We start from the raw sequence: 26,703 nt of genomic DNA on the forward strand, positions 1-26,703 counted from the left end.
AAATGAGTTTCTCACAAAAATTTAAAAAAATGACTTACGCGCTTACATCACGCACTGCAATGCTGATCATTGGATTTATTGCTTTATCATTATTAATTTGGTTTGGCGGCCCTTTAATTGCAGTTGCAGATTATGTGCCTCTAGCGAGTATAGCTTCCCGGCTGCTTACTATTTTATTTGTACTACTAATATTCTCAGTTTCAAAAATATATAGTCTAGTTCAGCAAAGTAAAAGAGACGAAAAAATGGCTGATGAGTTAATTGATAGTGATGACTCAAACAGTAATGAAGTAAATGAAGAAATTACGACTTTAAAAACAAGAATGAATGAAGCTATAGACTTGTTAAAAGACGTAAAACTGTTTAAAGGTAAAAATATTTACCAGTTACCGTGGTATATAATGATTGGGCCACCTGGAGCTGGCAAGACCACCGTAATACATAACTCTGGTCTAGATTATCCTTTGAAGGATAAGCTTGGTGTAGATTTAGTTCATGGTATTGGTGGGACTCGAAACTGTGATTGGTGGTTTACTAATAAAGCTGTATTAATTGATACCGCAGGAAGGTACACGACTCAAAATAGCCATGCAAAACATGACTCTAGAGCGTGGGAAGGCTTTTTAGGCTTACTGAGAAAGTACCGTCCTTTGAGACCAATTAATGGTGTGATGATCAGTATGGGTATCTCAGAGTTGATGAGTCAAACCAAAACTGAGCGAAACTTGCATGCACGTGCAATTAAACAGAGGCTTCAAGAACTTCAAAATCAACTAGGAATGACATTCCCTGTATATGTTATTTTTTCAAAAGTTGATTTAATAGAAGGGTTTAGAGAGTTTTTTGGCGAATTAACAGAAGAAGAATGTGAGCAGGTTTGGGGCGTAACTTTTGAGCTGGATTTGGCAAAAGATACGCAGGTTGAAGCTTTTAATAAAGAGTTTCATTCTTTAATTTCTAAATTAACCGAAATGCTTAATCGTCGACTTATTAACGAGCGTAATCAAGCTATACGAGCTAAGATTTTTGAGTTCCCTAGGCAGCTTAGAGTGTTGCAAGGCGTAGCTGATGGGTTTTTAAAAGAAATTTTTACTCCTAATGCATATGAAGAGTTACCAATGTTCAGGGGCGTATATTTAACAAGTGCGACCCAAGAAGGTACACCATCAAGTTTCTTGAATGATGTTAATGCCGGAAAAACAGATTATATAAACCAATCAAAAAGTTTTTTTATAAAAAATGTTTTGGAAAGCGTTATTTTTCCGGAGCAAAACTTAGCAAGTACTAACAAACACCATGATAAACAAAATAAATGGTTACGTATCGCGAGTATCTCACTTGCTTGTGTTGCTTTGTTTGGCTTTTCAATTTCATGGTATTTTAGTTTTGCTTGGAATAGCAATTTAATTTCTGCAACAGAGGAAGCCGTCACAACATACCAAGAGCTAGATTCAGCTTCATTTGATAGAAATAACTTATTAGTGTTAAACGATAGGCTAAATGCATTAAGAGACTTACCAGCGAGCAATTCAGATTTATTTAATGTGCAAGACTCTCCTTCATTTGGTTTTAACAAACTAAATGAAATTAGAGAATCATCTGTTAATGCATATGACCGTTCGTTGCAAACATATTTAGAACCATTTATAAGTAACACGCTGATTAAAGAGATGGAGGCTCATCCTGAGCATTTAAGTTATTTATATGAAACGTTAAAGTGTTACTTAATGTTATTTCAGCCTGAGTATTTTGATAGCGAAGATATTACTGTTTGGTTTAGTGCTTACTTAGAAAGAAGTTTACCTGGTGATAAGAGCATTCAAACCAGAAATGAATTAATGGGTCACATTACTGCATTATTAGGGAACGGTATAAATCAGAGCGAGATTGATAATCAGGCAGTACGTAATGCGCGTACTGAATTAACTAAACTTCCTATTGCTGAAAGAGCATATCAACGTCTTCAAGCTGACTTTTTAAATAGTAGTATTCCACCATTTAGATTAACTGACATTATTAGTTTTGAAAGTGCGCAAAAATTTACTTTTAGAAATAATGGGGAGTTAACAAGAAGTATTCCTGGCTTATATACATTTAATGGCTTCCACGGCATTTTCAATGTAGAAAAAAGTAAAATGCTTGGTAATTTAATGGCCAGTAGTTGGGTATATGGTGAGGAAGCTTCGGGAACTTATGATATTTCAAAAGATGAAATTGAGAAGAAATTAGAGCAACGTTATTTTCAAGATTATATATATTATTGGCAATCGTTTTTGGATGACTTAAGTCTAAACCAATATAGCTCTCCATCGGAAGGTGTAAATATTACTGATGTATTAGCGGGTTCAGAAGCTCCAATCAAAAACATTATAAGTGCCGTGCAAAAAAATGTTCAGTTAACAAAGCTACCTGTATCTGAAAACCAAAAAGCAGCCGGTAAAGTTGCTGCTAACGCTGCAGAAATAGCAATGCAAACGAAGGCTAATAGAATTAAACGTTTTTTACCTAATGAAGCCCCTAAGTTTGATATTAAATTACCTGGTCATCAAGTAGAAGAAGCATTTGAAGATGTTATTAATATTGATGCACAGCAGTTAGATAATATTCAGAAAAACTTGAGAGAACTGAATATTTATTTAACAAAACTAGATAGAGGCGATCAACTTAAATACTCAATAAAAGATCAAATTAGTGGAAAGAGTAAGCCAAGTTTTATCCGTCAATTAGAGTTTCAGAGCCGTGACTTACCTTACCCGTTTAATAGCTGGTTATTAGATATAAGTCGAGATACGAGTAATATCACAAAAAATAGTGCAAACAGACACTTAAATGAAATTTGGAAAAGCAAAGTTCTACGAGAATACAATGCAGCGATTGTAGGAAGGTACCCATTTTCTCCACAAGCGGATAAAGAAGTTAACATGAAAGACTTTACTCGCTTCTTTGGACCAAATGGAACGATAGACAGCTTTTTCAACAGTTATGTTGCACCTAGTGTAGATATAAGTTCAAGCCCATGGAAATTTGAAAAAGACATTGGTATCAGCAATGAAACACTAAAAATGTTTGAGCATGCTTATCAGATCCAAACTGCATTTTTTGACCGTGGTAGTGATACACCAAGAATTGAATTTGGGTTACGACCACTTGAACTTGACCGTACAGTATCTAGTTTAATGATAGAAATTGATGGACAGTCTATGACTTATCGTCATGGTCCACTGAAAGTGACTAACTTTATTTGGCCTGGAGCAACGGGGCAGAGCAAAACTCGTGTTGTATTTACCCCTCCTAACGGTGGCCGTTCTATGAATACAACTTACCTTGGAGAGTGGTCACTTTATCGTATGCTAGATGAGCTGAGTGCGACACGAAGTAAAACGCGAGAAGACTTACAGCTACATTTTTCACTTATGGGAAATAATGCAAAAGTAGAGTTATTGCCTAAGTCAATTAGACACCCATTTTGGAATACAAGTGTAGAGAAGTTTTCATGTCCGACGCGATTATAAATATTGGTTACCTTGGCAAAGTCCCATGCTTAGGGGATTTTGTACAAGATAATGTTTCTAAAGAGTTTTCTGAACACTGGGAGCAATGGCTACAAGCTGCCATTGCTGTCAGCAAGGAGCAGCTTGGTGATATATGGCAGGATAATTATCTAACTGGCCCTGTATGGCACTTTGCTTTGAGCTCAAATATAGTTGGTGATACTGGAGTGATGGGAACACTTATTCCAAGCATGGATGCCGTTGGCAGGCACTATCCTTTTACTGTATTGAGTTATACAGACCATGCACCGATTGAAGTTCTAAACTCTGGTGTATTTTCTTTAGAGTATGAAGACGCTGTTTTAAAAGTACTAGATGGATCTGTCGATCTTTTTTCTTGGAGAAAAGAGCTCGCAAAAACTATCAAAATGGCTCCTTCTGAAAAGAAACAAGTTAATTTTTTTGACTCTCTAGACAAAAATAAACAAGGTGAAGCATTTGAGTTTTCTGGCACAGAGCTTACCAACACCATTTTGCAAGATGCGATGCATGCCATACTCTACAAAAAGCATGGCGATTATAGCGTTTGGTGGACACATGGGTCATGTAATATAAAGCCGATGGTGGTTATAACTTCCGCCTTGCCACCGGTTAATCAGGTCGCTGCTATGTTAGATGGACGATGGAAACACTGGGAATGGAATTATACACAGGTAAAAAACAGTGATAAGTAATAAATTTAGTACAAGTTATGCTATTACCCATCGAGGTGTTGTTAGGCAATTAAATGAAGATGCTCACGTTGAAATTAATAGTCACAACGTATGGGTTGTTGCTGATGGTATGGGTGGGCATGAGGCCGGAGAAGTCGCTAGTCAATTAGTTGTTGATGTTATTAGGGCTAAAGTTCAGGAACTTGATTTAGTTGATCTTGATGTATCTCACATCGTTAGCGCTATAGAGAACGCTAATAAACAACTAAATAACTATAGTTCGCAATATTTAGATAACAAAACCGCTGGTAGTACCGTGACGGCTCTTTTTATAAAGGGCGGAGTGTACTATGTGATTTGGGTTGGTGATAGTCGGGCTTATTTATTACGTAATGGGAAGTTTGAACAAGTTTCACGCGATCATAGTCAAGTAAATGATTTAATTGATGAGGGAATAATCTCAATCGAAGAGGCAAAAGATCACCCTCTTTCAAATGTAATTACTCGCGCAGTCGGCGTAATGGATGAAGTTAAAGTAGACGTAATTAAAAACGAACTTAAAACAGGTGATATATTTCTTTTATGTTCGGATGGCCTTACAGGTGAATTGTCAGATGACGATATACGCTTATCATTAGAGCCAAGTAGTATTATAGACTCAGGTATGGCTTTAATGCATTCATCGTTAGTTAGAGGCGCTAGAGATAATGTAACGTGCATTTTAGTTAAGTATGACGAAACAAAAAACAATCTCCATGGCGAAATACTTAATATACAAGATGAGGCAACCATTCCCTTATTTACAAAATAGGGTCTAGTTAGTTTTTTGTTTTATTAGCACTATTTAAAAGTTTTATGTTTAAAGTATTCATGCCCTAATTGTGTTTATACATTTGTAATAACTAATGTATAAACACAATTGTAACTGGGCTTGTAATTTAATATAAAGAATGTAATATGAAATCCGCTCTGCTTTATTAGAGTTTTATGGATAATTATTAGGACGACGGAATGTTTTTATTAGAAGAATATATCTCCCCTATTTCAGACACAGAGATTGCAGGTATTGATCCTCGCTCAGATGTCTCTCCTACGTCTACTTATTATGCCTTAAAAGATTTACGCAATCAGTTACGAGCTGCTGAACGTAATGCTTTGGTTGACGAGCAAGGTATCTCATCGCTTTCACGCGATTGGTTACCGCTTTTAGAACAATGCAGCGAAGCTATAAAAACTGAAAGCAAAGATATCGAATATTTAGCATGGCTTATAGAAGCCTTGTGTCGTATTCATGGATTTAAGGGTTTAGCATTTGGTTTTAAAGTTGCTTATAGCTTATTAGAAAACCATTTTGAGTCTTTATATCCAACTTTAGATACTGATGATGATATTTCAGATAAAGTTTCAGCGCTAGTTGGTTTAAATGGAACCGCTGGGGAAGGGACTTTAATAATACCGATCAAAAGTATTTACCTAACTGACAGTGTTAGTTTAGATGCTTTTTCTTTTTGGGAATACCAGCAAGGCTATGACATTTCTCGTTTAAACGAGGAAAAAAGAGAGAAAAAAATAGCGCAAGGTTCTGTTGATTTTGAATTAATAGAAAAAAGCGCAGCAGAAACGAGTACTGAATTTTTTCTTTCTCTAAAACAAGATATTGAAGACTCAATCGAGGAGTTTTCGATACTTAGTGATGTTATGGATAAAGTTACAGATCAACCTCAGCCTACTTCTAATATAAAAAAAGCGCTCGAAGTTGCACTTGCAGCAGTTAAACATATAGCAGCTGATAAATTGGAAGCTGCTGAAATTGCTTTAGCAGAAAAAAATGCGGAAGAAGAAGATACTGATACAGGCGGAGATGATAATTCGGTTGAAGTGTTAATCGAAAAATCGAGTAGTAATGAGATTAACTCTAGAGAAAGTGCGATTAAAAAATTAAAAGAAATCGCTACTTTTTTTAGAAAAACAGAACCTCATTCACCAATGTCATACACGATTGAACAAGTAATTCGATGGAGCGAATTGTCGCTACCTGAGTTATTAAATGAATTAATTACAGATAGTGATGCTAGGACTGGGTACTTTAAGTTGTCTGGCATTAAAATCAGCGAAACTGAAACATAAGTAAAAGGAGTTCTCAATGAGTATCCATGATAAATTAAAACGAGTTCGTAAGCCTAGAGTACATATCACTTATGATGTGGAAACTGAAGGTGCAGCGGTTAAAAAAGAATTACCATTTGTTGTTGGTGTGATGGGGGACTTTTCAGGAGATAATGCTGATGCCTTAAAACCACTTAAAGACAGACGATTCATTCAGATAGATCGTGAAAACTTTAATGATGTTTTAAAGCGCATGAGCCCTTCTCTTAATTTATTAGTCGACAATACATTAAATGATGATGGTTCTCAGTTTGACGTTAAACTTAACTTTAAATCAATAGATGACTTTGAGCCGGCAGCAGTTGTAAACCAGGTTGAGCCATTACGTAAGCTAATGGAAACGCGCAACAAGCTTCGCGACTTAATGACAAAAATTGACCGTTCAGAAGAGCTTGAAAACGTTTTAGAAGAAGTGCTAAGTAATACTGCAAGTTTAGACTCTATTGCTAAGGAACTTAAATTAGAGGAGACTGAAAAATGAGTACAGAACAATTAAGTACAGAGTTAGAGTCAACTACTGAAGTAAGTTCATCTTTACTAGAGCAAGCCATTGGTGCAACAAAACAGACTGATGCAAGCCGAGCTGAAGAATTACTTAAAACACTGACTGAAGAAGCCTTAAAAGGTACAGTTCAGTGGAACAAAAATATGACTGTGACGTTTAATGAAGCAATTCAATTAATCGATCAAAAAATATCAAAGCAATTAAGCGTTGTTATGCACAGTGAGCAATTTCAGAAGCTTGAAGGCTCATGGCGTGGTTTACATCACCTAGTGATGAACTCAGAAACAAGTGGCACACTTAAAATCCGTGTTTTAAACATGAAGAAAAAAGAGCTTCATAAAGATTTAAGTAAAGCCGTTGAATTTGATCAAAGCCAAACGTTTAAGAAAATATACGAATCTGAATTTGGTACACCTGGTGGCGAACCTTATGGAACTATAGTTGGTGATTTCGAATTCACTAACCACCCAGAAGATGTTGAAGCATTAAGCTTAATGTCTAATGTTGCTGCTGCTGGCTTTTGTCCATTTATTGCAGCATCTTCACCTTCGTTATTTGGTTTCGATAACTGGGAAGAGCTAACTAAACCTCGTGATTTAGAAAAAGTATTTGAATCATTAGAATACACTAAATGGCGCTCGTTTAGAGACAGCGATGATTCTCGTTTCGTATCATTAACAATGCCTCGTTTCTTATCACGCCTTCCATACGGCGCAGCTTCTAAGCCTGTCGAAGAGTTTAACTACGAAGAATTTGAAGTTGAGCCTAAAGATGGTCGTTCAGTAAGTACTGATAATAATGATTATTGTTGGAGTAACGCTGCATACGCAATGGCTACAAATATGACAAAAGCTTTTGCTCAATACGGTTTCTGTACAGCAATTCGTGGTGCTGAAGGCGGTGGTAAAGTTGAAGGTCTTCCTACACATATTTTCACTAGCGATGATGGCGACCCAGATCTAAAATGTCCTACTGAAATTGGTATTACGGATCGTCGTGAAGCTGAGTTAAGCAAACTAGGTTTCTTACCTCTGTGTCACTATAAAAATACTGATTATGCAGTGTTCTTTGGTGGTCAAAGCTGTCAAAAACCACAAATTTATTCTACGCCGGATGCAACAGCTAACGCCGCAATTTCTGCACGCCTACCTTACTTAATGGCAACATCTCGTTTTGCTCATTACCTTAAAGTTATGGCTCGCGACAAAATCGGTAGCTTCATGGAAGCAGAAGATGTTGAATCTTGGTTAAACCGTTGGATTCTATCGTATGTAAATGCGACAGAAGGCGGTGGCCAGGACATCAGAGCACGTTACCCTTTGGCTGATGCAAAAGTATCTGTTAAAGAGATCCCAGGGCAACCTGGTGCTTACAATGCTGTAGCTTGGTTGAAACCATGGCTGCAAATGGAAGAGTTAACTTCTTCTTTACGTCTTGTAGCTAAAATTCCAGAGATTGGTTAATTAACCAATCTTAAGCGTTAAGGATAATGCAGTAGAATGAATCACGAAGAGTTTTCATTTATAAATCAAGACTTCGCTTTTCAACAAAAGTCGCAGTCTCGAATAAGTGATAATGAAGCTTTGCTCGACAGGTTTTTAAATGAAAAAAACCTTGATAAAGCATTATTATTATGGCTTGAAGGCTCTTCTGATTCTCCTATATCTTGGAATAAAGAATCCCTAGGTCCGTATCTACAACGTGTAATCGTAGAACTAGACCAACTCATATCAAATCAATTGAATATCATTATTCATGATAACCGCTTTCAAAAATTAGAAGCCACTTGGCGTAATTTATGGTGGTTGTTACTGCAAAGCGAACAATACGATAAAGAAAATAAAGTTAAAGTTAAGGTGCTTAATTGTGATTGGGCAACATTGTCTAAAGATGTTAACAAAGCGATTGACTTTGACCAGAGCTTGTTTTTTCAAGTACTTTATCAAAGCGAATTTGACAGCGCCGGTGGAGAGCCATTTGGAGTTGTAATAGGTGACTACGAAATAACAAATGCATGTTCTGCAGGAACTGTCTATAACGATATAGATACGATTAAAGAAATATCCAGAACAGCTGCCGCCGCATTTGCCCCATTTATTTGTTCTGCTTCACCTAACTTGTTTGGAGCTGATTACTTTTCTGATTTAGGGTATTACTCAGATCTTTTTAATCACTTTGAACAACCAGAATATGTAAAATGGCAAAGCTTTCGAAAGATGGAAGAGGCTCGGTTTGTTGGCTTTACGTTGCCGCACATATTAGTTAGACCACCGTATAGTAATGATGGTAAGCGCCATCAAGATTTTTATTTTAAAGAACAAATTATCGACCCTGAGACCGATATGCTTTGGGGAAATGCCTCATATCAGTTTGTATCAACAATAATAAGAGCTTACTGTGAAAGTGGATGGTTTGGTCATATTCGAGGAATTGAACCAGGAAAAATATCCAAAGGGTTAGTAACAGGGCTTGCTCGCGATAGTTTTGCAAATGATATATATCAAAAAGAGGCTAAGCCTCCTTTAAATTTACTAGTTACAAGTAAGTTTGAAAAACAGTTTTCTGAACTTGGTTTTATTCCAGCTTCATCAGTGACTAATACTGAACATGTTGTTTTTTATAGCAATGCATCAGTGCAAAAAACAAAAAACTATGACTCTAGTGCTGCGAATATTAATGCTCGCTTATCATCAATGCTGCAATATATTTTATGCGTATCGCGTTTTGCCCATTATTTGAAATTATTAGCGCGTGACCGTGTTGGTTCTTACATTTCAGCACAAGCTTGCGAGAGAGATTTACAAGCTTGGATAAATAATTACACAACAGCATCAGATTCAGCTTCAGAGCATATTCGAAGTAAATACCCATTAAGTAACGCAAGAATAAAAGTGAGTGAGAACAAGGCCAACCCAGGTCATTATTTTTCTGTTTTACAGTTACAGCCACACTTTCAATTAGATCAGATGGTCTCTAGTATAAAATTAATTACTGAGCTCAGTCCTCATCATAAAATAAAGGAATAGTAATGAAAAAAATACATAACTTAATTCGTGAGGGGAAACTCACTGATGCACTGTCTTGTTGCGCTACGGAGCTTCAAGATGAACCTCTAAATTTTGATATTAGAAGTGTTTATGCGGAACTACTTTGCATTAATGGCGAACTTGAAAAAGCCGATAAACAATTAGATTTCATGGTTCAAAAGAACCCTGAATTTGCTGTGGGAGCTGTAAATCTTCGCCATTTAATTCGTGCGCAACAATCAAGAGTTGATTTTTACCAAGGTAAAGGCATTCCTAAGTTGTTTCATGATGCAGATGCGTTAGATACTATATTCTTGAGAATGCACGTTGCTCTACTTGAAAATGAAGTTGATGAAGCTGCAAAATTAGCAAAAGAAATGGAAGAATTGAGAGTTCAAGCGTCACAAAGTGGTACTTCAGTAATTAGAGACCTTGATGACAGTTTAGGTCCTTACTTAGAAGTATTAGGAACTAATGGTGAATTTTATTTAGCTAACTTTAATGAAATTGAAACATTAAAAGTTGAGCCTAATGAATCACTACTTGAAAGTATTTGGCTAAGAGTTGAAATTACAATTAAAGATGGTGGTCCCTCAGGTACTGCGCACTTACCACTTGTATACGCTAATTCAAATAGTGAACTAGAAAAGCTAGGTCAAGTATCTGACTGGGAAGAATTACAAGATGAATTTATTATTGGTAAAGGAATGAAAATGTTATTCGTTGATGACGAAGCAATTACAATCCCGAACTTAAAAATAAACGTTTTAGAAACAGCATAGTCTGATTTGATTAATTATGATTGAGCATAAACAACAGCTTCAAGCATCTATTTTAGACAGGCTCATTGATGATGAGCCTGACTTTCAAGATGCACCTTCTCGTACAGAGGGAATAACAATTAGTGAACTGAGGAAAAATGTACGAAGAGATATTGAAGCACTGCTTAATGCTCGGATTCAATGGCATACATGGCCATCACAATACGACGAGTTAGCAACGTCTTGCTTGTCGTATGGTTTGCCAGATTTTTCTAGTATGTCAGTGAGCTCTCATGAAGGGCGGACTTTGTTGTGTGAAACAGTTAGAAATACAATTTTAAAGTTTGAACCTAGGTTTCTTGAGGTCGAAGTATTTACTGACGACGAAGTCCCCATTAATCGCGTACTAAACCTTAGAATAAACGCACTTTTATACGCAGACCCTGAGCCTGAATTTATTAGTTTTGACTCTGAAGTTGAACCCGTTAATTTGGGTATGAAAATTATTGAGGCATCTTTATGAACGATGAATTATTAAAATATTATAATCGTGAATTAGCATTTGTGCGTCATCTAGGTAAAGATTTTGCCGATAAATATCCAAAGGTAGCTGGGCGCTTAAAGCTTAGTGAAGATCATATTGAAGACCCTCATGTATCAAGATTAATTGAATCATTCGCTTTTTTGACAGCAAACATCAGGCAAAAATTAGATGACAGTTTTCCAGAGCTAACAGATGCTTTACTAGGACAAATGCTGCCTGATTATCAAGCTCCAATTCCTTCAATGTCGATTGTTAAGCTAGAAGCTGAAAACCTATCTACTACGGGGATAGTTATTCCCAGAGCCAGTGAAGTAGAAACTAACGTTGAGTCAATGAAGCAGTGTAAATTTCAGACGTGTTATGAAACATATTTATGGCCTGTAGAAATCACAAGTGCTCAATTTGATAACAGCCCATTTGTGGCGCCAAAACCAAGGTGGCATGAAAAAGCTAAATCAATATTTAAACTTGAGCTAACAGGGGAGTACAAAGGTGTATCTCTTGCTGAAACAGGGCTGGAAAAATTACGCATTTTTATTAATGGTCAATGGCATCATACTTTAAAAGTTTACGAGCTTTTATTTAAGCATTGTATCGGAATTGCTATTGATAACGGTGAAGAAGGGATTAAATACTTATCCAAAAATCAACTTAAAGCCGTTGGTTTTGATGTGAATGAAGCTGTTGTCCCTTACTCTAAGCGTTCGTCTGCGGGTTATCGCTTATTGGTTGAAAATTTTACTTTCCCAGAAAAATTCAGGTTTTTTGAATTAGACGGAATTAAATCCTCACTACCAAAAAAATCGAATCAATGTACCTTATATTTTTATCTAGATACTGAATCTGCAGAGCTTGAAAAGCAGGTTGATAAGAGCATGTTTTTACTCGGCTGTACGCCAATTATTAACATGTTCGAGCAAGAGTTAGAGCCAATACGTCCAGAAATAAGTGAATACGAGTATAAATTAACACCGCGCTACATGGACTCAGAAATTTCAGAGGTTATCGGTCTTTCAGAAGTTATCGCTTTTGACCATAAAGGTAACAAGCAGGTCGTATCGCCTTTTTACGGGCAAACACACCCTAAATATCACGGACACGATGATTTATTTTGGCATATTCGCAGAGAAACGGCGTCATGGGCAGGTGGCTATGTTGAGTCGGGCACAGAAACATTTTTGTCACTTGTTGATGCTACGTTTGAGAATAGCGCAATGGCTTACGGAGAAGGCAATACAGTTTTAACCGTACGTGCAAATTGTAGCAACAGAAACTTACCAGCCAGTATGCCTTTTGGTGATGACGAGTTGGGCTTACTGATGCCTGAACGTGGTGATGTAATTAAAAAAATACGGTGTTTAATTCCATTTACTCATGCCGTTAGACCTATATTAGCTGATGCAACCCGGTGGCAATTAGTGAATCATTTAACACTAGATGCTTTTAGTGGTGATGACGCGTGTAAAAAGTTGAAGGAAGTACTTCGACTATATGATTTTAGAGCATCACCACAAACTAAGGGCATGATTGATAACATATATAGGGTTTTAATTAAACCATCAACAGCAAGAGTGGTACAAAGTGGCAGAGTAAGTTTTGCAACAGGAAGCGATATTGAAATAACGTTTGCTAATGATGATTTTTCTGGCAGTGGTATGTTTTTCTTCGCGACTATACTTGATCATTTCTTTGCACAGTTTTCTGCAATTAATAGCTTTACTCGTGTGAGCTTGAGACTGAAAGAACAAGAGGAATTATATTATCAATGGCCAGCTAGAGTAGGCGATAGTCCTCTTTTATGATTAAGCATATTATTTCTCAAGCATCACAAATAGATTTTTACAAGGCTGTTTTTATAATAGAAAACCAGCTTAAAAAGCATGGCTTAGAACATAGACATGTTGGTTACGATAGCAATCCAAAGCAGGAGCTTATTAGGTTTACTGCAACACAAAAATTTGGCTACCCAGGTAATGCAATTACCAAGTTAGAAGAGACAAGTTTTGAAGATGGATTACATAAAGTAAACATGCAGGTCTCATTTATGGGATTAACGGGATGCTCAGGCGCTTTACCTCAGTTTTATAGCGAACTAGTAATGCAGCGACTTCGCTACAAAGACACAACGATGCGTGACTTTTATGACATGTTTAATCATCGTCTAATTTCGTTGTATTACAGAGCGTGGAAAAAGTATAAGCCATCTCTTAATCATGTAAATAAAGATAAAAACAAAGACCCCTATACACAAATACTAGGGCTTTTAAGCGGTGGCTATAACGAACACCAACTTCACTTTTCGGGCTTGTATAGTCGTAAAATAAGAAATGCCTCTGATTTAAAAAGTATTTTATCTTCTTATTTAGGCTGTGACGTAACGATTAAGCAAATGATTGGTCAATGGCACGATCTCAATCCACAAGAACAAACACGCTTGGCAAGTCAGACTCTTTATGAAGGGCAACATGCATGCCTAGGTGTTGATACTGTTATTGGAAATAAAGTCTGGGATATTTCGTCAAATATAGAGGTTCACATTTCTTCAAATGATCCGAGCAAAGCCAGAGCATTGTTACCAAAAGGAACATTGTTCGAATTAACAAATAAAATAATTAAAGATTATGTAGGAAATGCAGTTCAATTTCGTTTAGTGATTGAATCTAACTTTGACGAGCTAGAAGCTGCAACACTATCTAAGAATGATTGCCAACTTGGCGCAAATAGCTTTTTAGGCGCCCGTAAAAATACATTAAACACTAACCCTACTAAGTTATCGTTTAAAGGATAATTAAAATTAAAAGGAACAGCGTATGTCTTCGATGACACTGAATAAATTAGTTGAAAAATTGAGTCCTGATTGTAGAAAAAGTCTAGAAGCGGCTGTTGCAATTTGTAATAGCAGAAGTCATTTTACAGTTGAATTAGAGCATTGGTTGCTTGCTATGATTGAACAAAAACTTGATGACGTTAGGCTTATATTTGGATCATTCGATATAGATATCGACAAAGTTCAACAAGATCTGAATCACTCACTAGAGTCTTTAAAAACCGGCAGTGAATCTTCACCTAGTTTATCAGTTCACGTGACTAGCTTATTAAAGCAATCATGGTTGAGCACAAGTATTGAATTTACTGACAATCAAATCCGTAGTGCGTACGTTATTTATACACTAACTAAAGATGATACGCTCTCTAGTTTAGTAACTCGTTGTAGTAAGCTTTTTAATAAAATAGAACCAGGGCAGTTATTACATGCTTGGCCTGAAATTGTCGCCCAGTCAGAAGAGCGAAATCAATCGGTCCAAGGTGCAACAACGCAAACAAGTTTAAATTCTAAAACGCCGAGTCTAGATCAATTTACTGTCGATTTAACAGCGCAAGCACTCGCCGGAAAAATAGACCCTATCCTTGGGCGAGACTTTGAAATTCGCCAGATGGTCGATATTTTAACAAGACGCCGTCAAAATAATCCAATACTTACAGGTGAAGCGGGTGTTGGTAAAACAGCAGTTGTAGAAGGTTTGGCACTTAGAATCGCTCAAAAAGATGTGCCAGCTGTGCTTCAGAATGTAAAAATTCATAGCCTCGACTTAGCTTTATTACAAGCAGGTGCAGGTATGAAAGGCGAGTTTGAAAACCGCTTAAAATCTTTAATTAATGAAGTTAAAAACGCAGTTAACCCAGTGATTTTGTTTATTGATGAAGCGCATACCATGATTGGCAGTGGTGGTGCAGCTGGTCAAAACGACGCGGCTAACTTATTAAAGCCAGCTTTAGCGCGTGGCGAATTACGAACAATTGCAGCTACAACATGGGCTGAATATAAAAAGTTTTTTGAAAAGGATGCCGCGTTAACGCGTCGCTTCCAAGTTGTTAAGGTTGAAGAGCCAACACCAGAAAAAGCGGTAGCAATGTTGCGTGGGCTAGTTCCAGTAATGGAGCGTCACCATAAAGTATTTATTTCTGAGCAAGCACTAGAGAGTGCCGTTCACTTATCGCATCGCTATATAACAGCAAGGCAGTTACCAGATAAAGCAGTCGCTTTGCTTGATACAGCCTGTGCACGTGTTGCAATGAGTCAAGCATCTACGCCAAGTACGATTGAACAACTAGTTAACCGTTTGAGCGAGATAGAAACTCAAGTGTTGATGTTAAAGCGTGAACAGAAAACAGGATTAGATCACTCAGAACAGCTAGACTTTTTAAAAGTAGAGTTAGTGGATATTGAGAAGCAACTACAGCCGCTAAATGAGCAGTTTATCGTAGAAAAAGAAATTGTTACCGAATTAAATAAAGCGCTTGAGTCTATTAATTCTCAAAGTGACGACTCATCAACTGAAATGCTAGAAAAATTAAAGGAGAGTAAACAGAAGCTAGCTTCTTTTGAGCACAATATGGTGCATTGGCAGGTTGATGAAGAGTTAATTGCACAAGTAATTTCGGATTGGACAGGTATACCTGTAGGTAAAATGCATGAAGATGAAATTCATGGCATTTTAAATCTAGCAAATCAGATGAAGCAGCGTGTAGTAGGGCAAGATCATGCACTGGACTTAATTGCTAAGGTTGTACAAACGTCTCGTGCTCAATTAGCTGATGAAAGCCGTCCAAACGGTATATTTATGCTTGCCGGACCTAGTGGTGTCGGTAAAACTGAAACAGCACTTTCACTAGCTCAAGAAGTTTATGGAAGCGAAGATAACGTAACAATTATTAACATGTCGGAGTTTAAAGAAGAGCATAAAGTTTCTTTATTACTTGGCTCGCCTCCAGGTTACGTAGGTTATGGTGAAGGCGGGATTTTAACCGAAGCCGTAAGAAGGAAACCTTATAGTGTTGTACTTCTAGATGAAATGGAAAAAGCACATCCTGGCGTTCAAGATATTTTTTACCAAGTGTTTGATAAAGGTACAATAAAAGATGGTGAAGGCCGAGACATCGATTTTAAAAACACAATAATTATTATGACCTCGAACGTGGGTACCGATACCACTATGAGCCTATTTGAAGATGAAGAAAGTAAGCCAAGTATTAAAGGTTTATTAAAAGCACTACAAGATGACTTGTTAGGATCATTTAAACCTGCATTTTTAGGGCGAATAAACGTAATACCTTACATCCCATTAAGTGATGATATTCTGACACAAATTGCTGCTCTTCAAATAAATAAAATAATTAAGCGTGTTAAAAAGCATTATGATGCAGAGCTTACTTATAAAGATGACGTGATTGAGTATATTATTGCTAACTGTCACAATGCAGGTTCTGGTGCACGTAATATACATACTATATTGCAAAATAAAGTATTGCCTTTATTATCAGAAGTATTGTTATCGAGTGTTGTAGAAGGTAATAAAGTTAATAGTATATCGTTATTAGTTAAAGATAATGAATTTGAAGTTGAGCTAAATTAAAGTTTATTAAAATATAACCAAGTTATAGGTTGTTTCTTTAGTTTTAGGGCATTATAATTTTGTCGTCTTAGGTAACTACATGGAATTTTTGAGACATTGTCTTCATCTAGGGAAAGGAGTTCTGAAGACCTTTTCATTGCTGTTATAAAGATAATGATTTCAAAGGAATTTTGGGAAACCAAAGTAAATAATCCAGTATTAATGGATAACATTGTTTAATTAAAAGGAGCATTATCAAATGCAAGCAAATACATATTTAAAATACGGTTCAATCAAAGGCGAAACTACAGCTGAGTCATTCAAAGATTTAATCACAGTATTATCTCTTGATTGGAATATTAGCCGTGAAATTAGCTCAGCGACTGGTACAGCAATGGACCGTGAATCTAGCTCGACTCGTTTAGGCGACGTAACAATTACTAAACTTCAAGATAAAGCATCTCCGGATCTTTTCAAAGAAGCTACAATTGGTAAGGGTTTACCTGCTATTTTCCATATCACTAAACAAGGTGATAAAGTTGAAGAAATCATGAAAATCGAACTAACAGATGCAATGATTTCTAGCTACTCTGTATCAGTACAGAACGATCGTCCAATCGAAACAATCACTATCAGCTACACAGAAATGATGATGACTGTTACTCCTACAGACGACAAAAATAACATTACTGCTCCACTTGTATACGGTTACAGCGGTGTTAAAGGTCAACAAATGTAATATTTGTTGCCTAATAGTAGCTCTGGGCATTGCTCAGAGCTTTTTTTGATCTTTAGGACAGGAAAAGCAAGGAATGCAAAAAGCAACACAAGACAAAAACGTAATTCAAATTAGCACCCCTGCTGGTAAAGATGCCCTCTATTTAACTCGTTTTGTTGCCCAAGAGGCAATGTCAGATCTATTTGTAATGTCTGCCAATATGTACACTATTGGAAAGCAAATAGCGCATGAAGATTTAGTTGGTAAACCTGTATCTATTAAAGTAAGAAATGCAGAAGGCGGTGGTGAGCGTTATTATCACGGTATTGTTAGTCATTTGGTTTCAAATGGTAGTCGTACAGCTGATGTTGACGAGCAAAAAAATTATATAGATTATCAAGCGACTATTGTTCCTTTCGCAGCGTCTATGCGAAATCGTAAAAACAGCCGCATTTTTCAAAAGAAAACAATTAAAGATATTTTTGCTGACTTATTTGGCCAACATAACGTTGCCTTTTCAGATAAAACGAGCAAAACCTACCCTAAATATGAATATTGTGTTCAATATCAAGAATCTGATTTTGATTTTATTCAACGCTTACTTCAGCACGAAGGTATTTTTTACTTTTTTGATCACACAAAAAGTAACCATACATTAGTTTTAGCTGACGATATTACAGCTTATGAAGTGTGTGGCGAGGCGAAAGTAGTTTATTCAACAGGTCACCTTAGTGAATCGCATGTGTCGCGCTGGCAAGGTGGTTTAAGCATAGCGCCAGGCAGCTTTAAACGTGTAGGTTATGACTTTAAACAGCCATCAAGATATCCTGACGGCGAACAAGCAAACCCTGAATTGCCAACTCAATCAGTATCTGAAATATTTGAATATACTGGTGAATCTGAATGCCACCCTCGTGCAGCAAGTATGGCGTCGGTGCAATTGGAGTCGCTTCAAAGAGATATGAAGTTATCTAGTGGTAAAAGCGATTGTCGTTCATTTACCGTTGGTAAACTATTTGCTTTTAAAAAGCATGAAGACCCAAGGCTTGAAGGTAAAACATTTGTTATTACGTCAATGATGACATCAATAACAGTACCAAATCAGTCTGGCGCCCAACAAGGCTCCGCAGAAGAAGTTTACTCAAATCACTTTGAATGTGTACCAAAAGAAATACCTTACAGAGCACAAATTAATAAGAAAAAGCCTGTAATAAATGGTGTGCAAACTGCAATAGTAACCGGTGATAGCGCCGACGAAATAATGATAGATCAATTTGGCCGTGTAAAAGTTCAATTTGATTGGGACAGAGAAGGTAAAAAAGATTCAAAGAGTTCATGTTGGATTCGAGTATCACAAAACTGGGCCGGGAAAAAATGGGGGGCATTTTTCTTTCCCCGAGTAGGCCAAGAAGTATTAGTTGATTTTATAAATGGTGACCCAGATCAGCCTATTATAAGTGGTGCAATTTATAACGCTGATTTAATGCCTCCATATGCATTGCCTGCAGAGAAAACGCAAAGCGGTATTAAAACGCGTTCAACTAAAGAAGGTGGCGCAGATAACTTTAACGAACTTAGGTTTGAAGACAAAAAAGGCAGTGAGCTTGTATATATACAGGCCGAAAAAGATAAACAGCTTTATGTCAAAAATGATCAAAATGACAAAACCGATCACGATCATAATATTGAAATAGGTAATGACCGTAAAGCAGAAATTGCTAATAATGATAGTCTAAAAGTAGCTAAAAACCGTCTTGCTGATATTGGTGAAGGCGATACTTTAAAAGTAGGCAAAACTTTAAATATAGAAGCAGGCGATGAGATTGTTATTAAAACAGGCTCAGCACAAATTAAAATGAGTAGCAGTGGCAATATAACTATCGAAGGCACTAATATAGACATTAAAGGTAGTAATATAAAAGTTGATGGCAGTGCTATTACTTTATCTGCTGGTGTAATTAAATTAAATTAGTGTGATTATGGAAATAATAAGTAGTTTTCAAAGTGGTCTTAGGAATGGCATAAATAACAACGGGCACGTTGTATACTGTCGTTATGGCTTGCCTCATTTAATATGTTTACCAATTAACAAGCCAAATGATCCATTGCTAAATCCTGCATTAAATCATTTAAAGGCGATGGATGGCTATTACGCTCAACAGTTTTTTATATACTTGCATACATCATTAAACAGTGAAAATGTTACTTCAGTATTATATCAATATGCAATGCAAAGTATGGTGGCGCTTTCAGATTATACTAAGAGTGAATTAATTGAAGAGTTATCGCTTTTAGTAAAACAAAGTAAATTATTAATCATCCCATTATACGAATAGCATTAATCAAATATAACTAGACAAGGAGTCTAAATGGGTAAGCCCGCAGCTACAATTGGTCACATGCATGTGTGTCCTAAAACAACAGGTACTGTGCCTCATGTTGGCGGCCCTATTGTTTTAGGCTCGACCAATGTATTGATAGGAAGTATGCCAGCAGCGCGTAAAGGCGATATGATGGTATGTATAGGGCCACCTGACAGTATTAAAACAGGCTCTGGCTCAGTTAAAATTAATGGTAAACCAGCAGCAAGAATGGGAGATGATAGCTCTCATGGCGGAAAAATTGTTGTTGGAAATCCTACCGTTTTGATCGGTGGCTAATTTGCTGTTTAACTATATAAGTAATCACCAAGATCAATTACTCATTATTAGTAATGCTCAACTTTGTCCGTTTACTTCTGTAGGGTATGTTAAATCGTTAAAAAAAAGGCTGTTAGAATCATCTTGGTTAAAGGCTAAACGTAATAATTTAAGCCATGAATTTATAATACCGACTTTAGAGCAGCTTATTGACTTTGTTCAAGACGGCTGCAGTGAAAATGTTATTGCGCAAGGTTGTGTTGAAATAATGGCAAACCTACCGCAAAACGTAAATATTAATTTTATCAATGACTTACTTGATGAACCCAAATTAAGTGTATTAGCAAAGTCTATCATATGTAAGGTTTTACTTCAGCAACATAGCCTTAATTTAATACCTCTAATTAATATAACTATTTTACTTTTAGCGCACACCCCCAAAGCGAAAGTATCAAAACAGGCACTCGATTCTATAAAGAGTATTTTAGTTGTAACCAGTAAATCTGATACAAAAAAACTAATCGATATTTTTGATAACCTTAACCAATGTGAGCTTGTTAACTCACCGTTAATGTCACTTTTTTTATTATCTCTTAGTTCAGAACAAGTTAACGCCGTCAGTAATCATGCAAGCAATATATTATCTGTAGCTGGCACTTTACAAGTGCTACTGCAAAGTGGTTTTGTAAAATTCATACTGCTTGCTAATACAGCTTTGCATACAGTAGAAAAGCCAGAGCAAATAGTTGCGCTAATGAAACGTACTTTAGGTGAAAAGTTAGACTTACTTGTCAACTTTGAAATACAAATGCAAGCTTGTAGCGGTGATCTACAAGCATTCACAGCTTTTCAGCAACAATTGCAGCTTAACTGGCCAGCTTACGAAAATGAATTATCGTCAAAAAGGTTACTCGCTGGTAAAGCATTGAATGAACATTTAAATGCGATACAAATGTCTGCTATGGATTCATACAGCCAAGCAGTTTTTAACTTATACACATATAATCAATATGTTAAAGCTAAAAGAGTAAACGTTGGAGCACCGGTATGAACGCTTTTAGTTTAATGGTTGATTACTTTTCGTTTCCAACAGCTCAAAGTGTTGACGATTTATTATACGGTGACGAAACAAGTAGCTTGAGTGAAGTTAATTGGCAATCTTGGGAAGTGTGTATTTACGATTGTATCGTTAAATCAAAAGAGTTGATGGGCCAAGTAAAAAATTTAAATGCCCCCTTAATTTGGCTTTTACCTGCGTTGTCGTATCAGAGTGAGCTTAAACAGGTGCTCCAAAGTAGTTTACAGCAATTATATCCAGAGCATGCTCAACACTTTTTGTTTTATGGTGCGTCTAGTGTGCACTTTGCTGTTGGTTTGGCTAAAAAAAATGAATGGGTAAAAGTGAATGTAATTGCGATTGATACAATCTATAAAGCGAATAAGCAAGGGCAATATAGTTACCAGGGTATTGGTGGAGCAGTTACAACCCTTGAGCAGCAAGCAACAGGTTGGGCGCAAATAAGCAACGAAATAGTGCCCTCGGTAGACTTTATTAAACATAATCAATTAAATGGTATGTTTACTCGGTTAGCTGATCAAAGCCAGCAGCTCATTGATATTATCTTCGCCCCAGGAAACGGTGTTAACCCAGAAAGTGAAGTATGGTTAAACGAGTTACAATTGCTCAGTAATTTAATTAATGAGAATACACAATATGAGCTACCTTGTTACAAGCTAGGTCAAATAGGTGCACTTGAAGGGTTAGTGGTATTGTATCAATTAACAACCAGCCCCACTATCGAAAGTCATTGCAAAAATGCATTGATAATTTCGCAAGAACAAGCAAAGCACCAAGGGGCTGCATCATACTTATGGATAAGTGAGGAAGTACACAACTAATGCAAAGTAATCCAGTTGTTTTACAAGGAACAAGTTACTCAATTTGCCTGACTGCTGGTGCTGCAAAGGCGCCTTCAGGTTATGAAGCTGTTGTAACTAATAATACAGTAAGTGCAAGTAATTTAGTCGATCAGATAAGTGAAACGCTTACAAACGATCCCTCTAAACGTCTTGATGCTATTAAATTACTTATAAGTATAGGTGCTGATGCAACAAAAGCTGACGGACAACGTAAAACTGCTAATTCACTTATAGTCGCGATTGCTGCTGGTTCTATCAAATGTTTCCGTGAAAAAGTTAAGTCTTCAATTCAAGTCAATGATAACACTAACAGTGGGGCTGGAAATAAAAAATCAAACAATAAAAATAACGCTACAGCCTCAGGTAAAAACGCCTCTCAAGCGCCCGCTAAAAATACGGGTGGAGCAAGTAATAGCACTGCAAGCGAAGAGTCAATTACAAATCAAGAGTGCCGTTCAGATCCGGTATCAATGCTCTCTGGCGAAGAAATCCTACCGCTTATAGATTTTACCCTAGCAGGCAGTCGCCAATTAGTGTGGCGACGTTTGTATCGCTCATCACATGCTGATGTGTGCACAACAATGGGTAATGGTTGGCGCCATGATTTTATGGCAAGCCTTAGTGAGCATTACTTGTCGCCACCAAAAGTAGGCCCTAAGCAAAAAGGGACTTACTGGTTAGAGTACCAAGACGAGCATGGTGCTAAACATAAATTTGAAAAGGTAAAACCTGGCCAATCAAGCTATCAGTTAAGTAGTAACCTTGCGCTACATTACCAAACAAATGGTAAGCAAGTACTTGTAACGCCAGACGATCAACACCTTACCTTTAAACCAGGCGAAAGCGCGTGGTTGCTTGAAAAAATAATTAACGAAAAAGGCCAAAGCATCGCGTTTTATTACGATGCAAAAGAGCGGCTACACCGTATAGAAGTAAACAAAGTACGTGGCTGTATTATTAGCTACAACGCGCAAGGTTTATTATGCAAAATAGCAGCGTACCACACTGACAAAAATAACAAACAGCAATTACTTTCGCCATTGCTTGCAAGCTACGAGTATGATGAAAACAAAAACCTTGTTCAGTCAACTAATCAGCAAAACGAAACTGAGCGCTACGCCTACAACGCCGCTAATTTATTAACAAAGCGTACCCGAGCCAGTGGCTTTAGCCACCATTTTGAGTGGGATAGCTATTCACCGAGTGCTAAATGTATAAAACAATGGGGCGATAACAACACTTATACTTACCAGTTTGAATACAACCTTGAGCGCGGCGAAACAACCTGTATAGACTCACGCGGTCATAAAGAGCACTTTGTACATAACGCACAAGGTAAACTGGTAAAACATACCGATCCTAACGGCAATGTTTGGCAATATACATACAATGCGCAAGGGCAAAAGCTCAGTGAAATAAAGCCAGATAGCAGTACAACGCGCTATAACTACACACCTTATGGCCAATTAGAAACACTAACGCAGCCAGATGGTAGCCAAACACATTTTGCCTACAACCAACTTGGGCAACGTGTATTAACTACCTTACCTGATGGCCAAACCATTACGCGCAAATACAGCGTGGCTGGCTTATTACAAAGCGAAACCTTTGGCGATGGCCGCACTACGTTATACAGCTACGATAAGCTCGGCCAGTTAACCCAGCATATTAATAAAAACGGCCAAATCACTAAGTTTATTTGGAACGAGCAAGGCGAGCTATTAGCAAAACACCACAACGATGAGCTAATACGTTACAGCTACGACAGCCTAGGCCGCGTAAATGCCACACTTAATAACGCAGGCTTACTCACTCAATATAAATACAATGAGCACGGCCAGCTTACACAAACAATTGCCTTTGATGAAAAAGAGCCTGAAAATAAACAGTATCAATACTTTAGCTACGATGAAGCTGGGCGATTAATTAGCTCGCAAAATAGCAAAGGCGACACCACAGAGCAACACTTTGAAGGGTTAAGCCAACCGCATTGTGTTATTCAGCCCGATGGCAGCGCACTGCATTTAACATACGACAAAGAGCGAAACTTAACGGCCATTGAGCGAAGCGACGGCCACGTATACCGCATAAGTTACGACGCTAACGAAAACCCAACGCAAGTAACTGGGTTTGATGGGACGCTACAGCAGTATAAATACGATGCCTGTAACCGCTTAGCCTCAGTAACACAAAGCAACAAACGTCACGTGAAAATAGAGCGCGACAGCCTAGGCCGTGTAACTGCGCAGCATGCAAGCCTTGCAAGCGACGCTCATATCGTTAATAACGCCAATTACTACCGCTACACAAAGCAAGGTAAAATTGCCCGCGCCCACAACGCGCAATCAACACTAAAACAACGCTTTGATAAAGGCGGCAGGCTATTGTGCGCTGAGCAAGTTAATAACCAGCAGCAAGCACATACCCTAAAGTACAGCTACGACGAATACGGTAGAAGGCAAACCCTGACACTGCCAGATTCAACCACGCTTAAATACAGCTACAACCAGTTTGGCCAGCTAAGCGGTATTAACTTACTCCAAACTAACAGCAAAGAGGTTGAGCTCGCAAAGCCGCTTGTAACATTAAGTTACGACAGCCAAGGTAATATTAAAACCCAGCAGTTTGGTAACAGCATTACCCTTACTCAACAGTTTGATGTATTTAACCGCTTAACGCAGCAACAGCTTACTCACCCAGCGCAAGCATTATTTGATACCTGTACGTATAACTACGACAGCGTAAACCAGCTCATTGCCCGTAAAAACGAAGGCGTAAGCAGCCAAAATATCAATTTTGAATACAACAGCCTCGGGCAGTTAATACAGCAAACACAGGCAAGCTCACGCGCTGATATAACCACACACTACCAGTGGGATAGCTTTGGTAACCCGCAAAGTCAGACTGTTCAATCAAACGCAAGTGATGCAGGCATTAGCGGTACAGACACTAGTGATACAGGCGAGCAGGGTACAAAACATGATGCAGTCAGTAACGAGCATACAGCCAGTTCTTCTATTGATTTAACACACGCCACCCATAGCGAATACAATGAGTTAGCGCCAAATAGTAGTGAAAATAGTAGCAACGCAGACTCAGTAGTAAACAATGAAGGCACTAACAACACCACAATAAACAGTGCTACCGACGCCGACCGCCTAACACACTTTGGCGACAGCGACTTTTACTACGACGAATTCGGTAACCAGATACGCGAAACCGGCAAAGGCATAAAAACCCGCCGCGAATACAACGCGTTTAACCAGTTAAGCTGTTTTAATAGTAACGGCACGCTTACCCAATACGACTACGACCCATTAGGTCGTCGTATCGCCAAGCACACCGAGCATGGAAAAATTGATTACATTTGGGATAACGACCAGTTAATCGGTGAATGCCAACACGGTGAATATACCTGGTATATCAACCTGCCAAATCAATTTCACCCAGTAGCGCTAATTAAACAAAACGAGGTGTACTACTACCACCTAGACCAGCTTAATACCCCACGCTTTGTAACCAACAACAAAGCAGAAGTTGTATGGGAAAACCAAGCCGATGTGTATGGCTACGAAGAGCCCAATCAAGAGCCAGAAGCCGATACTAAAAACAGCTTCGCTCAGCCAATTCGTTTTCAGGGGCAGTATTTAGATGAAGAGAGCGGCTTACATTACAACCGCTACCGCTATTACAGCCCAAAACAACAGCGCTTTATAAACCAAGACCCGATTGGTTTAGTGGGTGGCATAAACCATTACCAATATGCACCGAACCCAGTGAATTGGGTCGACCCGTTTGGGTTGTGTAAAATAAATGATAATAGTTATGAGTTGCGCAAAAAGAAATTGGCGGAAAGTGCTGGAGAAATGACAACACTCGATGCATTCACATATGAAGATTCTCTTGGTGAGCCTTGGGATAAGGCTGCAGTAAACGAGAATTGGATCGATGAAAGGCAGCAGCTCCATAGTCAAATTTTGGATTCAACAATATTAGATGCTTTAGGAAAAGTACAAAGCTTAGTCGGTGCGCCCGCTATACATGCAATGCGTGGAAATACAGGAGCCGGAAAGTCTAGATTAATGAAATCTGGTGTTATACCTGAGCTGGCTCGAGGGGATATACCTGTAATTAATCCCGATGATTTTAAACCTTTGTTGATTAATGAAGCAAAAAAAGATGGTACTGAACTAACACATAACCAAGTTCATTGGGAGGCTGCAATGCTTTCCGACAAACTTAAGAGTGAGCTGTTAAAGGCGAAACACAAGGAAAATGTACCATCTATTATTGTTGATAAAAGGCTTGGGGGGCTTTATGAAATTGAAAATCTTCATGAGGAAGCTGTTAACACTGGACGACAACTCAATGTCTTTGATGTAGATGCCCCGCTGGAAATGTCTTTATTAGGAGTGCTTCTACGAGAGCCCGGTGGAGAGGATCCAATAGTGCCATTCGATGTAGTTGCGGGAGGGTTTCTAGCAGCAAGAAAAAATAGAAAAGAATTTATAAATTATTATAGAAAAAACCCAAGTATAGGACGATATGAACTGTATGCTACGGCTCAAAATGGAGATAAGGTATTGGTTGCTAAGGTTATTGAAGGTGAAATCTTAATTAATGATATTGAGGAGGCTACTAAATTGACTTCAAATCCACAAGATGAAATTCAAAACCTAGCAAATACAATTATTGACGATAACGAAATAGAACGATTAACAGCTGGTTTCCCAGAAGGTGGATTTAAATCCGATGCTATAAAGACCTTAAAAAATAATAAAGGGTTGACTTGGGAGCAAGCTGTAACTTTGCATGGAAAGGTTTAAT

At 37.7% G+C, this 26,703-nt stretch carries 19 protein-coding genes; all 19 read left to right on the forward strand.

The annotated features are described in order from the left end of the window. Positions 1-2 precede the first annotated feature (2 nt). The 19 genes from tssM to CXF64_RS03710 all read left to right on the forward strand — a co-directional run bounded on the left by tssM (position 3) and on the right by CXF64_RS03710 (position 26,702). Positions 3-3,512, forward strand: a complete 3,510-nt coding sequence (tssM, locus tag CXF64_RS03620) for a type VI secretion system membrane subunit TssM (protein ID WP_101216311.1) — start codon at positions 3-5, stop codon at positions 3,510-3,512. Further along, a complete protein-coding gene (gene tagF, locus CXF64_RS03625) occupies positions 3,494-4,225 on the forward strand; it encodes a type VI secretion system-associated protein TagF (protein WP_101216312.1) in 732 nt (243 codons plus the stop codon). The genes tssM and tagF overlap by 19 nt, the downstream gene beginning before the upstream one ends. Continuing rightward, positions 4,215-5,015 (forward strand): PP2C family protein-serine/threonine phosphatase, encoded by an 801-nt coding sequence (locus CXF64_RS03630; RefSeq protein WP_225305707.1) that lies wholly within the window; start codon positions 4,215-4,217, stop codon positions 5,013-5,015. Before tagF ends, CXF64_RS03630 begins: the two co-directional genes overlap by 11 nt. A gap of 200 nt (positions 5,016-5,215) precedes the next feature. Beyond that, entirely contained in the window at positions 5,216-6,331 is a 1,116-nt protein-coding gene (gene tssA / locus CXF64_RS03635) for a type VI secretion system protein TssA (RefSeq protein WP_101216313.1), read from the forward strand. A gap of 16 nt (positions 6,332-6,347) precedes the next feature. After that, positions 6,348-6,851, forward strand: coding sequence for a type VI secretion system contractile sheath small subunit (gene tssB / locus CXF64_RS03640; RefSeq protein WP_024607346.1), 504 nt, complete (start codon positions 6,348-6,350; stop codon positions 6,849-6,851). Next, entirely contained in the window at positions 6,848-8,338 is a 1,491-nt protein-coding gene (gene tssC, locus CXF64_RS03645) for a type VI secretion system contractile sheath large subunit (protein WP_024607345.1), read from the forward strand. The genes tssB and tssC (CXF64_RS03645) overlap by 4 nt, the downstream gene beginning before the upstream one ends. Before the next feature lie 36 nt (positions 8,339-8,374). After that, complete coding sequence (tssC, locus tag CXF64_RS03650; protein ID WP_024607344.1) at positions 8,375-9,901, forward strand: type VI secretion system contractile sheath large subunit; 1,527 nt, start codon at positions 8,375-8,377, stop codon at positions 9,899-9,901. 2 nt (positions 9,902-9,903) lie between these two features. Continuing rightward, the gene (locus tag CXF64_RS03655; RefSeq protein ID WP_024607343.1) at positions 9,904-10,683 is read left to right on the forward strand and encodes a type VI secretion system accessory protein TagJ; all 780 of its coding nucleotides are present in this window, start codon (positions 9,904-9,906) and stop codon (positions 10,681-10,683) included. A gap of 16 nt (positions 10,684-10,699) precedes the next feature. Then, entirely contained in the window at positions 10,700-11,185 is a 486-nt protein-coding gene (gene tssE / locus CXF64_RS03660) for a type VI secretion system baseplate subunit TssE (protein ID WP_024607342.1), read from the forward strand. Next, entirely contained in the window at positions 11,182-13,008 is a 1,827-nt protein-coding gene (tssF, locus tag CXF64_RS03665; RefSeq protein ID WP_024607341.1) for a type VI secretion system baseplate subunit TssF, read from the forward strand. Before tssE ends, tssF begins: the two co-directional genes overlap by 4 nt. Continuing rightward, positions 13,005-13,994, forward strand: a complete 990-nt coding sequence (gene tssG / locus CXF64_RS03670) for a type VI secretion system baseplate subunit TssG (RefSeq protein ID WP_024607340.1) — start codon at positions 13,005-13,007, stop codon at positions 13,992-13,994. Before tssF ends, tssG begins: the two co-directional genes overlap by 4 nt. Positions 13,995-14,016: 22 nt before the next feature. Beyond that, entirely contained in the window at positions 14,017-16,620 is a 2,604-nt protein-coding gene (tssH, locus tag CXF64_RS03675) for a type VI secretion system ATPase TssH (protein ID WP_101216314.1), read from the forward strand. 238 nt (positions 16,621-16,858) lie between these two features. Beyond that, positions 16,859-17,338, forward strand: a complete 480-nt coding sequence (locus tag CXF64_RS03680; RefSeq protein WP_024607338.1) for an Hcp family type VI secretion system effector — start codon at positions 16,859-16,861, stop codon at positions 17,336-17,338. A gap of 73 nt (positions 17,339-17,411) precedes the next feature. Further along, entirely contained in the window at positions 17,412-19,289 is a 1,878-nt protein-coding gene (locus CXF64_RS03685; protein WP_101216315.1) for a type VI secretion system Vgr family protein, read from the forward strand. 7 nt (positions 19,290-19,296) lie between these two features. Beyond that, on the forward strand, positions 19,297-19,653 hold the full coding sequence (locus CXF64_RS03690; RefSeq protein WP_024607336.1) for a hypothetical protein: 357 nt from the start codon (positions 19,297-19,299) through the stop codon (positions 19,651-19,653). A 33-nt stretch (positions 19,654-19,686) separates the two neighbouring features. Then, complete coding sequence (locus tag CXF64_RS03695) at positions 19,687-19,977, forward strand: PAAR domain-containing protein (RefSeq protein ID WP_024607335.1); 291 nt, start codon at positions 19,687-19,689, stop codon at positions 19,975-19,977. Position 19,978: 1 nt separating this feature from the next. Continuing rightward, positions 19,979-21,007: a hypothetical protein gene (locus CXF64_RS03700; RefSeq protein WP_101216426.1), complete on the forward strand. Its 1,029-nt coding sequence runs from the start codon at positions 19,979-19,981 to the stop codon at positions 21,005-21,007. Continuing rightward, positions 21,004-21,855 (forward strand): hypothetical protein, encoded by an 852-nt coding sequence (locus CXF64_RS03705; protein ID WP_101216316.1) that lies wholly within the window; start codon positions 21,004-21,006, stop codon positions 21,853-21,855. The genes CXF64_RS03700 and CXF64_RS03705 overlap by 4 nt, the downstream gene beginning before the upstream one ends. Continuing rightward, the gene (locus tag CXF64_RS03710) at positions 21,855-26,702 is read left to right on the forward strand and encodes an RHS repeat-associated core domain-containing protein (RefSeq protein WP_101216317.1); all 4,848 of its coding nucleotides are present in this window, start codon (positions 21,855-21,857) and stop codon (positions 26,700-26,702) included. The genes CXF64_RS03705 and CXF64_RS03710 overlap by 1 nt, the downstream gene beginning before the upstream one ends. Position 26,703: the final 1 nt, after the last annotated feature.

This window comes from Pseudoalteromonas sp. GutCa3 (genome assembly GCF_002836155.1).
Lineage (GTDB): Bacteria > Pseudomonadota > Gammaproteobacteria > Enterobacterales > Alteromonadaceae > Pseudoalteromonas > Pseudoalteromonas arctica.

Excerpts from the sequence above, each read along its gene's own strand:
- tagF (WP_101216312.1), top strand. The coding sequence starts at position 3,494 with ATGTCCGACGCGATTATAAATATTGGTTACCTTGGCAAAGTCCCATGC.
- CXF64_RS03685 (WP_101216315.1), top strand. The coding sequence starts at position 17,412 with ATGCAAAAAGCAACACAAGACAAAAACGTAATTCAAATTAGCACCCCT.
- tssC (WP_024607345.1), top strand. The coding sequence starts at position 6,848 with ATGAGTACAGAACAATTAAGTACAGAGTTAGAGTCAACTACTGAAGTA.
- CXF64_RS03680 (WP_024607338.1), top strand. The coding sequence starts at position 16,859 with ATGCAAGCAAATACATATTTAAAATACGGTTCAATCAAAGGCGAAACT.
- tssM (WP_101216311.1), top strand. The coding sequence starts at position 3 with ATGAGTTTCTCACAAAAATTTAAAAAAATGACTTACGCGCTTACATCA.
- CXF64_RS03705 (WP_101216316.1), top strand. The coding sequence starts at position 21,004 with ATGAACGCTTTTAGTTTAATGGTTGATTACTTTTCGTTTCCAACAGCT.
- CXF64_RS03695 (WP_024607335.1), top strand. The coding sequence starts at position 19,687 with ATGGGTAAGCCCGCAGCTACAATTGGTCACATGCATGTGTGTCCTAAA.
- CXF64_RS03710 (WP_101216317.1), top strand. The coding sequence starts at position 21,855 with ATGCAAAGTAATCCAGTTGTTTTACAAGGAACAAGTTACTCAATTTGC.
- CXF64_RS03655 (WP_024607343.1), top strand. The coding sequence starts at position 9,904 with ATGAAAAAAATACATAACTTAATTCGTGAGGGGAAACTCACTGATGCA.
- tssG (WP_024607340.1), top strand. The coding sequence starts at position 13,005 with ATGATTAAGCATATTATTTCTCAAGCATCACAAATAGATTTTTACAAG.
- tssA (WP_101216313.1), top strand. The coding sequence starts at position 5,216 with ATGTTTTTATTAGAAGAATATATCTCCCCTATTTCAGACACAGAGATT.
- tssH (WP_101216314.1), top strand. The coding sequence starts at position 14,017 with ATGTCTTCGATGACACTGAATAAATTAGTTGAAAAATTGAGTCCTGAT.
- tssE (WP_024607342.1), top strand. The coding sequence starts at position 10,700 with ATGATTGAGCATAAACAACAGCTTCAAGCATCTATTTTAGACAGGCTC.
- CXF64_RS03690 (WP_024607336.1), top strand. The coding sequence starts at position 19,297 with ATGGAAATAATAAGTAGTTTTCAAAGTGGTCTTAGGAATGGCATAAAT.
- tssC (WP_024607344.1), top strand. The coding sequence starts at position 8,375 with ATGAATCACGAAGAGTTTTCATTTATAAATCAAGACTTCGCTTTTCAA.
- tssB (WP_024607346.1), top strand. The coding sequence starts at position 6,348 with ATGAGTATCCATGATAAATTAAAACGAGTTCGTAAGCCTAGAGTACAT.
- tssF (WP_024607341.1), top strand. The coding sequence starts at position 11,182 with ATGAACGATGAATTATTAAAATATTATAATCGTGAATTAGCATTTGTG.